Raw genomic sequence first — 14,410 nt, 5'->3', positions numbered from 1 at the left:
CCTTTCGCGGCTGGGTGCGCTCGGAGTGCTTCTCGGAAAACGCTTGACGGACATAGTTTAGCTAAGTAACAATGGGGCCGGAAGGTGCGATTCCCCGTCCACCACCACACAGTCGGCGCCGACAGCTCTCAGCGGACGCGCCTGAGAAAGGACCAACGATGTTCCGCAGAAAGAACGAAGCACGACCGTCCGCGCGACTCTGGATCGCGGGTGCCGCGGCCGTCGCAACCGCCGCAGTCCTGCTGTCGGGATGCGCGCCCGCCGGGGGAGGATCGTCCTCGTCGTCGAGCGCCGACACCCTCGTCGCCTACACGGGCCAGTCCGGCGACTACCAGATCAACTTCAACCCGTACTCGCCGTCGCAGATCGGCGGAATCGGCACGATCTACGAATCGCTCTTCTTCGTCACGAACGTGAACAACGATCCGTACGTCCCGCTTCTCGGCACCGAGTACGCGTGGAACGACGACGGCACCCAGCTGACCGTGACGGTGCGCGACGGGGTCACCTGGTCGGACGGCGAGCCGTTCACCGCGAAGGACGTCGCGTACACGTTCCAGATGATGCTCGACACCCCGTCGCTGAACAACGGCGGGTTCGACGGCACGGTCGAAGCCGTCGACGACACGCAGGTCGTCTTCACGTGGGACTACCCGGCGTTCGTGAGCGGGCCGACGCTGCTCGGCCGCACGCCGATCGTGCCCGAGCACATCTGGTCGGGGATCGACCCGACCACCGACGTGATGGCAGAGCCCGTCGGAACCGGCCCGTACACGCTGGGCAACTTCAAGCCGCAGGCGTTCACGCTCGAGTCGAACCCCGACTACTGGGACGGCGAGCCTGCGGTGAAGGCCGTGCGCTACCTCTCGCTGTCCGGCAACACCGCCGGTGCCGACGCGCTGAAGGCCGGCACGATCGACTGGCAGACGGGGCCGGTGCCCGACATCCAGAACGTGTCGACGACCTACCCGGGCTACGACGCGATCACGATCCCGCAGAACCAGGTGGCGCTGCTCACCTGCTCGAGCGCCGAGCTCGGTTGCGCAGGACCGCAGACCGACCCGGCTGTGCGGCAGGCGATCTACCTCGCGCTGAACCGCGACCAGATCAACTCGCTCGCCTTCCAGAACACCGCCAGCGAGATCTCCCCGACGCTCGCGCTCACCACGACGCAGAGCGACCTGATCTCGGCATCCGTCGCCGAGCCGCTCGCGCCGAGCGCGCCGGACCCTGAGGGCGCCGCCGAGATCCTCGAGGCTGCGGGCTGGGCCAAGGGCGCCGACGGCATCTACGCCCGAGACGGCGAGACGCTCGCACTGACCGTCGAGGTCGTGACCGGGTGGACCGACTACATCACGGCGATCGACACGATGGCCCAGCAGCTCAAGGCCGCGGGCATCGAGCTGAAGGTATCGCAGTCCTCGTGGAACGAGTGGACCGACAAGAAGGGCAAGGGCACCTACCAGCTGGCCATCGATTCGCTCGGGCAGGGTGCGGCATCCGACCCGTACTACCTCTACGACAAGTACTTCAACACCGAGTTCACCGCCCCGGTGGGCGAGGTCGCCCCGCAGAACGTCGCCCGCTTCAGCGACCCCGACGTCGATGCCGCGCTCGCGGTGCTCAAGGCGACCGATCCTGAGGACACCGCCGCGCGTCAGGCGCAGTTCGACATCATCCAGGCCGAGATCGTCACGTCGATGCCGTACATCCCGGTGCTCACGGGTGGCACGACGAGCGAGTTCCACGCCGACAAGTTCACCGGCTGGCCGACTCTCGACGACCTCTACGCGTTCCCCGCGATCTGGGCGTCGCCGGACAACGCGCAGATCTTCAAGGCGCTGAAGCCGACGGGGGAGTGATCGTGATCGTCGCCGCGAAGGAGCCCGTCGGTCGGGACGGAGGACGCACGCCGTGAACTACGTCGTTCGAAAGCTCGGGTTCTATCTCGTCGCCCTCTGGGCTGCGCTGACCCTGAACTTCCTCATCCCCAGGCTGCTGCCCGGCAACCCGGTCGACATCCTGCTCGCGAAGCTGCAGCAGAGGGGCGGAATCGTCACCCCCGCGACTCGCGACGCCTACGAGCTCCTTCTCGGCGGCGACTCCGATCAGCCGCTGCTCCTGCAGTACTGGAACTACCTCATCAACGTCTTCCGGGGCGACCTCGGCGTCTCGGTGAGCTACTTCCCCACCCCGGTGACCGAGGTCATCAGCACCTCACTGCCGTGGACGATCGTGCTCGTCGGTGTGGCCACCGTGCTGGCCGCGGTGATCGGCGTCACCCTCGGCGCGATCGTCGGGTGGAAGCCGGGCACCTGGCTCGACTCTCTGGTGCCGGCCACGACCCTGCTCGCCGCCGTGCCGTACTTCTGGCTGGCGCTGATCCTGGTGTATTTCTTCGCCTCCACGCTCAAGATGTTCCCGTCGCAGGGCGGATACGACGTGGTGCTCGACCCCGGGTTCAGCTGGGAGTTCATCGCATCCGCCATCCAGTACGGCTTCCTCCCGGCGCTCACGATCGTCATCGCGTCGGTCGGCGGGTGGCTGCTCGGCATGCGCAACATGATGGTGTCGACGCTGTCGGAGGACTACATCGTCACCGCCCAGGCGAAGGGGCTCACGCCCGGACGCATCCTGCGCAGCTATGCCGCCCGCAACGCGGTGCTGCCCTCGATCGCCGGGTTCGCCATCTCGCTGGGCTTCGTCGTATCGGGGTCGATCGTCACCGAGCAGGTGTTCTCCTACCCGGGCATCGGCTCGAAGCTGCTCTCGGCCGTCACCAACAACGACTATGCGCTGATGCAGGGCCTGTTCCTGTTCATCACCCTCGCCGTGCTCGGCGCCAACCTGATCGTCGATCTGTTCTACGGCCTCATCGATCCCCGTACGCGGGTGAACGCATGATGCGCCGGGCGGTCACCGCGCACCCCGCATCCGCGCTCCACCTCTCGGAAGGATCCGGCGCATGACGAACCTCTCACCTCGCACCGAGCCCACCGTCGCCGACTCGACGATGACCCTCGCGACCGCGCGGGCCGAGCGGGGCAAGCCGCCGCGCTCCGCCTGGCGCATGATGCTCCCGACGATGACGCCGTGGCTCGCCTTCGGACTGATCCTCATCGGCGGCATCACACTCTTCGGTGTTCTCGGGCCGCTCTTCGTGCAGGATCCGACGACCATCCGCGACACGGGGCTGCAGCCGCCGAGCGCCGAGCACATCCTCGGAACCACGCAGACGGGGCAGGACGTGTTCGCGCAGCTCGCCTACGCGACGGCGGGCTCGCTGCAGATCGGTCTGATCGTCGGTGTGCTGGCCACGATCCTGTCCGCGTTCTTCGGAATCCTCGGCGCATACATCGGCGGCTTCGCCGATGAGGCCTTCTCGCTGTTCTCGAACGTGTTCCTCGTCATCCCCGGCCTGCCGCTCGTGATCGTGATCTCGGGCTTCGTGCCTCAGGAGCAGCGCGGTCTCTGGACCATCGCGGTGGTGCTGGCGATCACGGGGTGGGCGGCATCCAGCCGCGTGCTGCGAGCCCAGACGCTGTCGATCCGCAATCGCGACTATGTCGCGGCATCCCGGGTCGCGGGCGAGAGGGCCGGCCGTGTGATCGCGGTCGAGATCCTCCCGAACCTGCTTCCCGTGCTCGCCTCGCAGTTCGTGTTCGCGGTGATCGCGGCGATCCTCGGAGAGGCGGGGCTGTCGTTCCTCGGACTCGGCGCCTCGAACTCGTCGACGCTCGGAACCATGCTGTTCTACGCGCAGAACGGCTTCGCCCTGTCGCTCGGTGCCTGGTGGTGGTTCGTGCCGCCGGGGCTCATCATCGCCCTGTTCGGCATGGGACTGTCGCTCGTCAACTTCTCGATCGACGAGATCATCAACCCCAAGCTCAAGAACGTGCGGCTGCATCGCCGCCGCGCGAAGATCGCGGCCCGTGAAGAGCGCGCGCTCGCCGCCCGCGAGAACCGCGAGAGAAAGGCCCTGGCATGACCCTCACCGAAGCGCCCCCTCGCCGCTCCCAGCGCGAGGCGGTCATCAGCATCGACGATCTCTCGGTCGTCTACGAGGTCGAGACCCCGGTCACGGCCGTCAAGCATGCGAGCCTGACGCTCGCCCCCGGTGAGATCCTCGGGCTCGCAGGCGAATCCGGATGCGGAAAGACGACGCTCGCGTACGCGATCAACCGACTGCACAAGCCGCCGGCGCGGATCGCCTCGGGAACCATCACGTTCCACGATCGCGACGGCTCCGACCTCGACCTGATGGCACTCGAGGACGACGAACTGCGAGCCTTCCGCTGGACCAAGCTGTCGATGGTCTTCCAGGGCGCGATGAACGCTCTCAACCCCGTCACGTCGATCAAGGCGCAGCTGTGCGATGTGCTGCTGACGCATCGTCCGGAGCTCTCCAAGCGGCAGCGCGTCGAACGTGCGGGCGATGTGCTCGAACGTGTCGGCGTGGACCGCGCGCGTCTGCAGTCGTATCCGCACGAGCTGTCGGGCGGAATGCGGCAGCGAGTGATGATCGCGATGGCGATGCTGCTCGAACCGCAGGTCATGATCATGGACGAGCCGACCACGGCCCTCGACGTCGTGGTGCAGCGCGACATCCTGCGCGAGATCGTGCGGCTGCGGGATGAACTCGACTTCGCCGTCATCTTCATCACCCACGACCTGCCGCTGCTCCTCGAGATCAGCGATCGCATCGCGATCATGCTGCGCGGCGAGATCGTCGAGCTCGGAACCGCCGAGCGCATCTACCGTGAGCCCGAGCACGAGTACACGAGGCAGCTGCTCTCGTCGTTCCCGAGCCTCAGCGGGTCACGCGGAGGGTTCATCCGCACCGGAGACGACGAAGGACAGGGGGACTACCGATGACCACGATCCGCGTGTCCGAGCTGACGAAGGACTTCACGATCAAGAAGGGATTCGGGCGCAGCGCATTCCGTGCGGTCGACCGGGTCTCGTTCGAGCTGGTCCCCGGGCGCACCGTCGCCCTCGTGGGGGAGTCGGGGTCGGGCAAGTCCACGATTGCGCGGATCCTGTCGCGGCTCGAGAAGCCGACGTCGGGACGCATCGACGTCACTCGGGATGACGGCACCCCCGTGCCCCGTTCGCTCTACCGTCAGCACGTGCAGATGGTGTTCCAGGATCCCTTCGCGTCGCTCAACCCGTTCCACACGATCGAGCACCACATCGCCCGGCCGATCCGGATCCACCACCCCGATCGCAACGCCCGCGTCGTGCACGACAAGGTCGTCTCGATGCTCGAGCGCGTCAACCTGCATCCTGCGGCTGAGGTCGCCGCGCGCAGGCCGCATGAGCTGTCGGGTGGACAGCGGCAGCGTGTCGCGATCGCGAGGGCCCTGGCCCCGGGCGCCGAGGTGCTGATCGCCGACGAACCCGTCTCGATGCTCGACGTGTCGATCAGGCTTGGTGTGCTCAACCTGCTGGGGCGGCTGCAGCGCGAAGACGACCTCGCCCTGCTCTACATCACCCACGACCTCGCGACCGCGCGGCACTTCTCCGACGAGATCCTCGTGCTGTATCGCGGGCGCATCGTGGAACGGGGGCCGGCGGATGACGTCATCCTGAACCCGCAGCACGCGTACACGCGCCTGCTCGCCGTCGCAGCCCCCGACCCTGAGAAGATCGGCAAAGTGGTCTCGGGCGAGGTGGTCACCGACCGTTCGTCGCTCGACAACAGCGTGTGCTTCAACCACTACACGCAGTCGTGGGAGACGGCGGATCGGGAGCCGGCCCGTGCCTGAGCGCGTCGCATCGCAGCCCAGGTCCGTGCAGTGGCCGACCGAGGCCCTGTCGTTCGGGGGCGACTACAGCCCCGAGCAGTGGCCGTGGGAGGTGGTTCTCGAAGACATGGCGCTGATGCGCGAGGCCGGGGTCAACCTCGTCACCCTCGGCGTCTTCTCCTGGGCCGTGCACGAGCCCCGAGAGGGGGTCTTCGACTTCTCGTGGCTCGACCGCATGCTCGACCTCCTGCACGAGAACGGCATCGCGGTCGATCTCGCCACACCCACGGCCGCCGTGCCCATGTGGCTGCACCGGCTGCATCCCGAGATCCTTCCGCAGGACAGGAACCGGCATCCGCTCGCGCCTGGCGGCCGCCTCGGCTGGTGCCCGTCGTCTCCGGTCTTTCGCGGATACGCGCTGCGGATCGTCGAGCGTCTCGCCGAACATGTCGCAGGGCACCCGGCTGTGCGCCTGTGGCACGTCAGCAACGAGCTCGGCGGCGGTAACGCGCGCTGCCACTGCCCGGTCTCGAACGCCCGATTCCGCGAGTGGGTCGAGGCGAAGTACCGCACGGTCGACGCGCTCAACGCGGCGTGGGGCATGGCGTTCTGGGGCAACACCTACTCGTCGTTCGAAGAGGTCACGACGCCGTGGGGTGAGACGGCGCACAACCCCGGGCAGCTCCTCGACTACGAGCGGTTCTCGTCCGACGAGCTGCTCGACCACTACCGCGCCGAGAAGGCCGTGCTGCGGCGGCTCGCCCCCGGCGTGCCGGTGACGACCAACTTCATGGTGGGTCTCGGGCCCGACGTGGTCGACTACACGCGCTGGGCCGACGAGATGGACATCGTCGCCAACGATCACTACACCTTCGGCCCCGACCCGCTGCGGCATCAGGACCTCGCTTTCAGCGGCGATCGCATGCGCGGGCTCAGCGGAGGAGAGCCGTGGATGCTCATGGAGCACGCCACCGGAGCATCGAGCTGGCATCGCATCAATCAACCCAAGGCACCGGGAGAGCTCGCACGTCACGCCCTCGCGCACGTGGCCCGCGGGTCGGACAGTGTCATGTACTTCCAGTGGCGCGCCTCACGATCGGGCACCGAGCAGTTCCACTCGGCGATGCTCCCGCACTCGGGACCGCAGAGCCGCGTCTTCCGCGATGTGGTCGACCTGGGGGCGGGGCTGGCTGCGCTCGCCGAGGTGCGTGGCAGCACGGTCGAACCGTCCGACGTCGCGCTCCTGCATGACAACGAGGCCGGATGGGCGCTGAAGTCGGGGCTCAAGCCGAGCAACGACCTGCGCTACGCCGACACCGCGCGAGCCGTGCACAACGCCCTCTTCGCCCGCGCGGTCACGGCCGACGTGGTGGCGCCCTGGGCTTCTCTCGATGCGTACCGGCTGGTGGTCGTGCCAGGGCTCTTCCTCATCTCCGATGAGAACGCCCGTGCGGTGCATGACTTCGTCGAGGCCGGTGGCACGGTGCTCGTCACCTGGTTCTCGGGCATCGTCGACGAGGTCAACACCGTGCGACTCGGCGGGTATCCCGGAGCGTTCCGAGAGCTGCTGGGCGTGACCAGCGAGGAGTTCTCGCCGCTGGATGCAGACCAGAGCCTGCGCCTCGACAACGGGTGGACGGTGCGCCGCTGGGCGGAGCGGCTGCGCGAGCCGGAGCCCGGCCGTGGCACCGAGGTGCTGGCCCGTCATGCCGAGGGCGCGCTGGCCGGCGGCCCGGCGCTGACGAAGCGGCGGGCCGGGGCCGGGACGGCGTACTACCTGTCGGTCGATCTCGACGCCGAGAGCCTGGGCGCGCTTGTCGATCGGCTGCTCGACGAGACCGAGATCACTCCGACCGCCCTGGTGTCACCCGGGATCGAAGCGGTGCGGCGGGTGGGGGAAGACACCGGCTATCTCTTCCTCATCAACCACGCCGCCGAGGACGGGTGGGCCGAGGCCTCGGGTGTCGACCTTCTGACCGGGCACGAGTATTCGGGAACCGTCTCGGTCACTGCCGGTGGAGTCGTCGTCATCCGGGAGCGTGCGGGCAGCTGACCGGCGTCGCAGCTCGCGAGCGACAGCTTCTGCAAGTGATGGCGGAGCTCCCCGCTGCAGAGCGCACGGCTCCCCGCCGCCGATCGCACGGCTCCCCGCATCGCCGGGACCTACCTGTCGAGCGACTGGCCGCGCGTCTGAGGTAGATCAGCCGGCGAATGCAGCAGCCCGTTCCTCCTGCGAGTTCGGAGTCCAGCCGAACCAGCCGTCGCCGGTGGTCATGACGCTCCAGTCGCCGCAGGCGAAGACCGTCTTCGCCTTGTAAGGGTCGGGGGCGTCGTCGAGCACCCAGGCGGGTGCCGACCGACGCTCGACCTCGGTGCAGTCACCGGGCAGCGTGGATCCGCTGGCGAGCAGGACGACGGCATCCGCCGCATTCTCGATCGTCGACGTGCGCACGGTGATCTCGGTGGCGTCCGCGGGAATCCAGTCGACGGCGACGGCGGTGCCCTCGCCGAATGCCTCCGCGTCGGCGAAGGTCGACGTGGACTGCTTGTGGACGATGCTGTCGTAGGCGGAGCATCCGGTCAGGGAGATCAGCCCGCCAACGATCAGTGCGGGGGCGGCGAGGGCGGTTCGTGCGTTCATGCATCCACCCTCGCCCGAGGACGTGGCCGAATCATCGTGCGTGCGAGGTATCGGCATCCGTCTGAGGGATGACCTCGGGACGTCCTCACACCAGGGCCGCGAGCACCCTGGATCCCGCGGCCCTCGTGGCGACCGGCCCCTCCCCTCAGCCGCGCAGAGCGTCGCGCAACTTCACACGAGCGCCCATCTTCAGCAGGGAGTTCTCGTAGATCTTCGCCCCGATCATGATCACGATCACGACGGCGACCAGCATCAGCGCGAGCGATGCGAACGGCTCCCACCATGCTGCTTCGCCGAAGAAGAGCCTGATCGGCATCGCGACCGGGGAGGAGAAGGGCACGTACGACAGGATCGTCATCACCATCGGCTGCTCGCCGAGGAAGATCACGAGATAGAAGGGGATCATCGTGAGGAACATGACGGGGGTGTAAGTGGCGCCGGCATCCTCCTGGCGTGAGACGAGCGCGCCTGCGGCAGCGAACATCGAGGCGATCAGCAGGAAGCCGAACGGGAAGAACACGGCGAACCAGAGCATGGATCCGCCGATTCCCTGCAGGAGGTCGGTCTGACCGGTCGCGATCAGCGCGACCACCGCCACTGCGGTCAGCAGCAGGACCTGCCCGATCGCGAGCAGGGTGTTCCCGATGACTTTGCCGGCCAGGAGCGCGCGGGCGGGGATCGCGGACAGCAGGATCTCGATGATCCGGGTCTGCTTCTCTTCGACGACGCTCGTCGCGATCGGTGAACCGAACGTGATCGCCGTCATCATGAACACGAGCCCGAAGATCAGGCCGAGGATGTACCGCGTTCCGAAGTCCGGTGCGTCAGGATTCAGGAGCTCGACGGCAGGTGCGACCGACATCATCGCGACCAGGGCGTCTGGTGCGGACTCGTCGGCGACGATCAGAATTCCCGTGGGGGAGTCGCTGTCGACGAGCACCGCGGCTTCGACCGTGCCATCGGCGACGAGAGCTTCGGCTTCTGCACGATCGGCGACTTCGGTGACCTCGAACTGCTCGGTGTCGGGGAGCACGGCAGACGCCTCGCTGGTCGCCGCGATCGATGTCGTGCCGGAGGACCCACCGGAGAAGCCCATCCAGACGATGCCCGCGACAGCGATCACCATGAGGATGCCGATGGAGATGAGGAACGACTTGCTGCGCACGCGCGTGCTGATCTCGCGTTCGGCGACGAGCCAGGCTCCCTTGCCCGGGGAGAGTGATGTGCTGGTCGAAGTGTTCACTGGATGACCTCCTTGAAGATCTGCGAGAGCGACGTGTGGTGCGGGGAGAAGCGCGTCACGTCTCCGCCGTCGAGAGCTCGACGCAAGACGCGTTGCGCGGTACTCGGGTGGTCCACGTCGAACACGGCGTTCCCGCGCTCGAAATCCACGACCTCGACACCCGGCTCGGTGCGCAGCCATCCGACATCGCCGCTGCTCTCCATCTCCCACCGCGGTTCGGAATACTGCTCGCGCAGCGCCTCACGGGGGCCGGCGGCGCGAATGGTGCCGCCGGCGATGATGACGAGGTCGTCGCACAGGCGCTCGACGACGTCGAGCTGGTGGGACGAGAACAGCACCGAGACGCCACGCGATGCGCGTTCCTGCAGCACGCTGGCCACGGTCTCGACCGCGAGCGGGTCGAGACCGGAGAACGGCTCGTCCAGGATGAGCACCTCGGGGTCGTGCACGAGGGACGCGGCGATCTGCGCGCGCTGCTGATTTCCGAGAGAGAGCGCCTCGACGTTGTCGTTCAGGCGCTCTTCGAGGCCCAGCTCTGTGAGAAGCGCGGTGGCTCGCGCCGTGGCATCCGATTTCGAGAAGCCGTGCAGACGAGCGAAGTACACCACCTGCTCGACGACCTTCATCTTCGGGTACAGGCCGCGCTCCTCGGGCATGTAGCCGAACCCTCGGCGGGTCTCGGGGGTGAGTTCGGTGCCCCCCAGCGTCACCGATCCGCCGTCCGACGTGAGCAGCCCGAGGGTGATTCGCATCGTCGTGGTCTTGCCCGCGCCGTTACCTCCGACGAAGCCGGTGAGGTGGCCGCTCGGAACAGAGAATGTGACGTCGTCGAGTACTCGACGAGTGCCGTACCTCTTGGTGATGCCGGTCAATTGCAGGGTTCTCGTGGCCATGACTCGACGCTATCGGCGGCCGCGGACCCAGGGCATCCCCCGTGCGGGGGATCGAGGGCGTCCCCTGAGCGACGGACCGGTCGGGGCGCCGGACAGGGTCTCTCGCCGGGCTCCGCCTGCGCCACGTCCTGGGTTCAGGCGCCGCGCCGCCTGCGCTCCCGCAACGCGACCATCGCCAGCGCGGCGAGGCTCGCGGCGGCAGGTATGAGCAGCGTGAGACCGCCGGCGGCACCTTCCGAGCGCTCCACAGCGATCGCGCCGCCTCCCGCGAACAGGGCATTGATCGTGGTCACTGCCAGATTGTTGGCGGTGTGGAAGGCGATTGCCGCCTCGAGGCCCCTCGTGATCAAGCCCATCACTGCCGTCGCGACCGAGAACACCAGATAGTACGCGAACAGCAGAGGATCGGTCGATCCGTGCAGGTACGCGAACATCAGACTGGAGACGATCAGTCCCGTGATGAACGCCGGTTTCACGGCACGGAACCAGGATCCTGCGGCCGGCAGGATCGCTCCGCGCAGGATGACCTCCTCGCCGGCCGTCTGGATCGGCGTCGACAGGAGGATGACGACGAGGATGCCCACGGTCGTGCCGGTGACGCTCAGGGTCGTCCATCCCACGCTCTCCGGGGAGATGAGCCCGACGGCCGAGAAAGCGACGCCGACGATCACCGCTGAACCCAGGAAGTAGATCAGCAGACGACGACCATCGAAACGGCGCGGCGCGCTGAACACGATCCGCCACGGAACCTTGGCGAATCGCCCGACCAACACCAGCGCCAGGAGCGCGGTGAGGCCCGTGCTGAGGTTGGCGCCCAGGAGCTTCAGGGGAGTGAGCTCCTGAGCGAACGGGTCGCGTCCCTCCGCCAGACCCGCCAGCAGGTAGAGGCCGAGCTGCGTGATCACCAGTGTGAGCGGCAGCGCCACGATGACGATGAGTGACTTCCACCACGCCATCCGGTAATGAACGCCGAACGGGCGACTGCCGTCCAGGGGCGGCATCGCGGGACCGGGGTGCACCTCGCCGGCCCCGCGCGGATCGGTCAGGGGCGATGGCTCATGATGATCCCCGGCGAGAGGGTTCACCAGGGCACCTCTCTCCCGATCGGAAGCGTCGTTCACGGCAGGACCGCCGTCGCCTCGATCTCGACCAGCAGCTCCGGCGTCCACAGCGCCTGCACGCCGATCACGGTGAGGGGCGGCAGCGGGGTGGCGAAACCGTCGGATGCCTGCGCGCGCGCCAGACCGTCGAAGAGCGGCTCCGCCATCTCCTGCGCCCAGCCCACGACGTAGATCGTGAGCCGAGCGATGTCGGCGACCGAGCCGCCGGCGCCGGTGACGCCGACGGCGACGTTCTGCAGGGCAGTGTGGACCTGGCCCGCCAGGTCGGCCGAGGTCACCTCTCCTGACGGAGTGACGGATGCCTGCCCGGCGAGCAGCAGCAGCCGGGTTCCGGTCGCGCTGGCGACCGGCGAGTACTCCTCCTGTTCGAGGAGACCTGCGGGGTGGCTGAGGTGCACGGTCATCAGATTCCTTTCGTCGAATGATGGTGCTTCATTGAAGACCGTGTCCTGGCAACAGGGTCAAGGGTCACGGACTCACCGCGCACCGCAGTTCCGGCGCGTTCTCCGGCAGTTCGAGGTCGAGGAGGTAAGTCGCGGCGATCGCGTCGGCGCAGCCGCTGATGCCCTTCCCGAGTACGGTGTGTCCCTCGCCCTCCACCGTGAGGAGCGTGCCTCCGAGCGTCTCCGCGAGTTCGACGGCGCCCTCGTACGGCGTCGCCGCGTCGCCTGTCAACGAGATGACCAGCGTCGACGGAAGATCCTCGAGGTCCTGCGCGTAGGGGATGCCCAGCTCGCCCGTGACCGGGAAGTCCGCGCACTTGTCGCGCGTGGGCGCCTCGGTCGTCGTGCCCGGGTCCATGATCGGCACCTGCGCGTAGGTGTCCTTGAGCAGCTGAGCGAGTTCGTCCGCACCGAGAAGGTCTTCATCGGCGCAGTTGATCGCGATGGACGCGTCGGTCTGGTTCGAGCTCTGCCCCTCGTCGGCGACGCCGGCGATCCCGGTCGCCAGCTGCAGCAGCTGGTCGCCGCGACCCTGTTGCACCTCACGCAGGCCCTCGATCGCCAGAGGCCAGAGGTCAGGGCTGTAGAAACTGGCCAGCACGCCCCCGAGTCCGGCATCGAAGTTCAGCTCGGTGTCGCCCGCCGGCACGGGGTCGTCGGCGAGGGGCTGGAGGATGCTCTGAAGAGCGGAGGTCCAACCGTTCGGATCTGTTCCGAGGGGGCAATCCAGCTGGGTGGCGCAGAACGCGGCCATGTCGTCGAACGATGACTGAAAACCTCGGAACGACGCGAGCAGCCGCTCCTGCGATCCGAGGTTCGGGTCGAAGGCGCCATCGAGGATCATGGCCCGCACGTTCTCCGGGAACTCCTCGGCGTAGATGGCGCCCAGCCGCGTGCCGTAACTCTGGCCGAGGAAGTTCAGCTTGTCCTCTCCAAGGACCGCGCGCAGCACATCCATGTCCTTCGCCGTCGTGCGGGTGCCCACATTCGCCAGAGCTTCCATGCCGCCGGAGCCCTGTGCGCAACGCTCGGCGAGTTCCTTCGTGTCGCCTTCGGTGAGCGTCGGGATGGGCGCGCCGACCCTCTCGAGCAGATCCGCACCGTCGGAGGATCCGTCGGTCAGCTTGCAGTCGACGGCGGGCTCCGTCGCTCCGACACCGCGCGGGTCGAACCCCACCAGGTCGAAGCTCTCGGTGATCGCACTCTCGGTCATGAGTGAGGATGCACCGATCGTGCCGAGAAGTCCGGCGCCGCCGGGGCCGCCGGGGTTGAAGAACAGCGAGCCCTGCGACTCGCCCCGTGCCGGTACCCGCACCACGGCGACGGACGCGGTGTCGCCCGTGGGGTCCGCGTAGTCCAACGGCACCTGCATCCGCGCGCATTCCGCCTCCGGAGCGAGGGGGAAGTACTTTTCGTCTTGCGTGGTGATCGCGTAGTCGGCGCAGTCCTCCCACGCGAGTTCCTGGGTCTGGAACTTCTCGAGCGCGACGATCGGCGTGCTCCGGGGATCGTCCGCCGGAACACCGCCAGGTGCGGTGCACGCCGCGAGCACGGCGGCGAGGGCTGCGACGAGCGCGACTCCGGAGACGGCGCGCCAGCCTCCGCGCAAAGGCCGCCTCACTCCGGATTGTGGTGATGGGCTGCTGTTCGATCGCTTCATGCTGAGCAGGGAACACCATGTTCCGGCAACAGGGTCAACGCGAGCGTGCGATTCATGTCGCTTGGCCCGCCACACAGATCAGTCTGGGGCAAAGGCAAAACCCCCGCCATGTAGAAGCTAGGCGAGGGTTTCTGGGACCACTGTAATGATGGTCCTTGTGGCTCCGACGGGCGTCGATCCCGTGACCTCACGATTTTCAGTCGTGCGCTCTACCAACTGAGCTACAGAGCCATGCGACCGGCTTGACCTGCCGCATCTAGACGAAAGGCCTTTCTCGAAGAGAAAGGCCCGTCGCTTAGAGCGACCCTGACGGGACTTGAACCCGCGACCTCCGCCGTGACAGGGCGGCACGCTAACCAACTGCGCTACAGGGCCATACTTGTTTTCAATTGTACCGGAAGGAGTGACCCCAACGGGATTCGAACCCGTGCTACCGCCGTGAAAGGGCGGCGTCCTAGGCCGCTAAACGATGGGGCCGAAGTCTGTCCCGGAGGACTTCCTTGCCGACGCTCAAGCATAAGGGTAGATCTGAGCAAAATGCGAATCGAGGGCGAGTCTGCTTCCGCCCGGGCGTGTTCGGGAGGACGATGGAGTCCTACGCCCGTGTCGATCGACCCCGCCCGCGCTCTGTTGCGGATGTGAAAGTTGTTGTTACTGTGGCA

Annotated in this window: 12 protein-coding genes and 3 tRNA genes; 6 read left to right on the top strand and 9 right to left on the bottom strand. The window is 67.3% G+C overall.

Annotation, left to right across the window (positions count from 1 at the left end; translation table 11 throughout):
- Positions 1-158 precede the first annotated feature (158 nt).
- The 6 genes from ACZZZN_RS12725 (at position 159) to ACZZZN_RS12700 (ending at position 7,800) form a co-directional block, all read left to right on the top strand.
- On the top strand, positions 159-1,862 hold the full coding sequence (locus ACZZZN_RS12725) for an ABC transporter substrate-binding protein (RefSeq protein ID WP_463505505.1): 1,704 nt from the start codon (positions 159-161) through the stop codon (positions 1,860-1,862).
- 52 nt (positions 1,863-1,914) lie between these two features.
- Positions 1,915-2,904, top strand: coding sequence for an ABC transporter permease (locus tag ACZZZN_RS12720; RefSeq protein ID WP_463505504.1), 990 nt, complete (start codon positions 1,915-1,917; stop codon positions 2,902-2,904).
- Positions 2,905-2,965: 61 nt separating this feature from the next.
- Positions 2,966-3,988 (top strand): ABC transporter permease, encoded by a 1,023-nt coding sequence (locus tag ACZZZN_RS12715; RefSeq protein WP_463505503.1) that lies wholly within the window; start codon positions 2,966-2,968, stop codon positions 3,986-3,988.
- Positions 3,985-4,875, top strand: coding sequence for an ABC transporter ATP-binding protein (locus ACZZZN_RS12710; RefSeq protein ID WP_463505502.1), 891 nt, complete (start codon positions 3,985-3,987; stop codon positions 4,873-4,875). Before ACZZZN_RS12715 ends, ACZZZN_RS12710 begins: the two co-directional genes overlap by 4 nt.
- A complete protein-coding gene (locus ACZZZN_RS12705; RefSeq protein WP_463505501.1) occupies positions 4,872-5,768 on the top strand; it encodes an ABC transporter ATP-binding protein in 897 nt (298 codons plus the stop codon). The genes ACZZZN_RS12710 and ACZZZN_RS12705 overlap by 4 nt, the downstream gene beginning before the upstream one ends.
- Before the next feature lie 25 nt (positions 5,769-5,793).
- On the top strand, positions 5,794-7,800 hold the full coding sequence (locus ACZZZN_RS12700) for a beta-galactosidase (protein ID WP_463505500.1): 2,007 nt from the start codon (positions 5,794-5,796) through the stop codon (positions 7,798-7,800).
- Between the two features lie 147 nt (positions 7,801-7,947).
- On the opposite strand, the gene ACZZZN_RS12695 is transcribed toward ACZZZN_RS12700, so the two are convergent.
- The 9 genes from ACZZZN_RS12695 to ACZZZN_RS12655 all read right to left on the bottom strand — a co-directional run bounded on the left by ACZZZN_RS12695 (position 7,948) and on the right by ACZZZN_RS12655 (position 14,225).
- The gene (locus ACZZZN_RS12695) at positions 7,948-8,388 is read right to left on the bottom strand and encodes a hypothetical protein (RefSeq protein ID WP_463505499.1); all 441 of its coding nucleotides are present in this window, start codon (positions 8,386-8,388) and stop codon (positions 7,948-7,950) included.
- A gap of 145 nt (positions 8,389-8,533) precedes the next feature.
- Positions 8,534-9,631 carry an ABC transporter permease gene (locus tag ACZZZN_RS12690; protein WP_463505498.1) on the bottom strand — a complete coding sequence of 366 codons (1,098 nt, stop codon included), beginning with the start codon at positions 9,629-9,631 and terminating at the stop codon, positions 8,534-8,536.
- Positions 9,628-10,524, bottom strand: a complete 897-nt coding sequence (locus ACZZZN_RS12685) for an ABC transporter ATP-binding protein (protein ID WP_463505497.1) — start codon at positions 10,522-10,524, stop codon at positions 9,628-9,630. The genes ACZZZN_RS12690 and ACZZZN_RS12685 overlap by 4 nt, the downstream gene beginning before the upstream one ends.
- A 134-nt stretch (positions 10,525-10,658) precedes the next feature.
- Complete coding sequence (locus tag ACZZZN_RS12680) at positions 10,659-11,609, bottom strand: CPBP family intramembrane glutamic endopeptidase (RefSeq protein ID WP_463505496.1); 951 nt, start codon at positions 11,607-11,609, stop codon at positions 10,659-10,661.
- A gap of 32 nt (positions 11,610-11,641) precedes the next feature.
- Positions 11,642-12,049 carry a RidA family protein gene (locus ACZZZN_RS12675; protein ID WP_463505495.1) on the bottom strand — a complete coding sequence of 136 codons (408 nt, stop codon included), beginning with the start codon at positions 12,047-12,049 and terminating at the stop codon, positions 11,642-11,644.
- 64 nt (positions 12,050-12,113) lie between these two features.
- Entirely contained in the window at positions 12,114-13,697 is a 1,584-nt protein-coding gene (locus ACZZZN_RS12670; RefSeq protein ID WP_463505494.1) for an alpha/beta hydrolase, read from the bottom strand.
- 209 nt (positions 13,698-13,906) lie between these two features.
- Positions 13,907-13,979 (bottom strand) — tRNA-Phe (locus tag ACZZZN_RS12665).
- A gap of 70 nt (positions 13,980-14,049) precedes the next feature.
- A tRNA-Asp gene (locus tag ACZZZN_RS12660) sits at positions 14,050-14,123 on the bottom strand.
- 29 nt (positions 14,124-14,152) lie between these two features.
- Positions 14,153-14,225: transfer RNA gene (locus ACZZZN_RS12655), tRNA-Glu, on the bottom strand.
- Positions 14,226-14,410: the final 185 nt, after the last annotated feature.

Source organism: Microbacterium sp. AC145, assembly GCF_979258505.1.
Note: the sequence above shows the minus strand (reverse complement) of the source record. Positions and strands in the feature narration are given on the sequence as shown.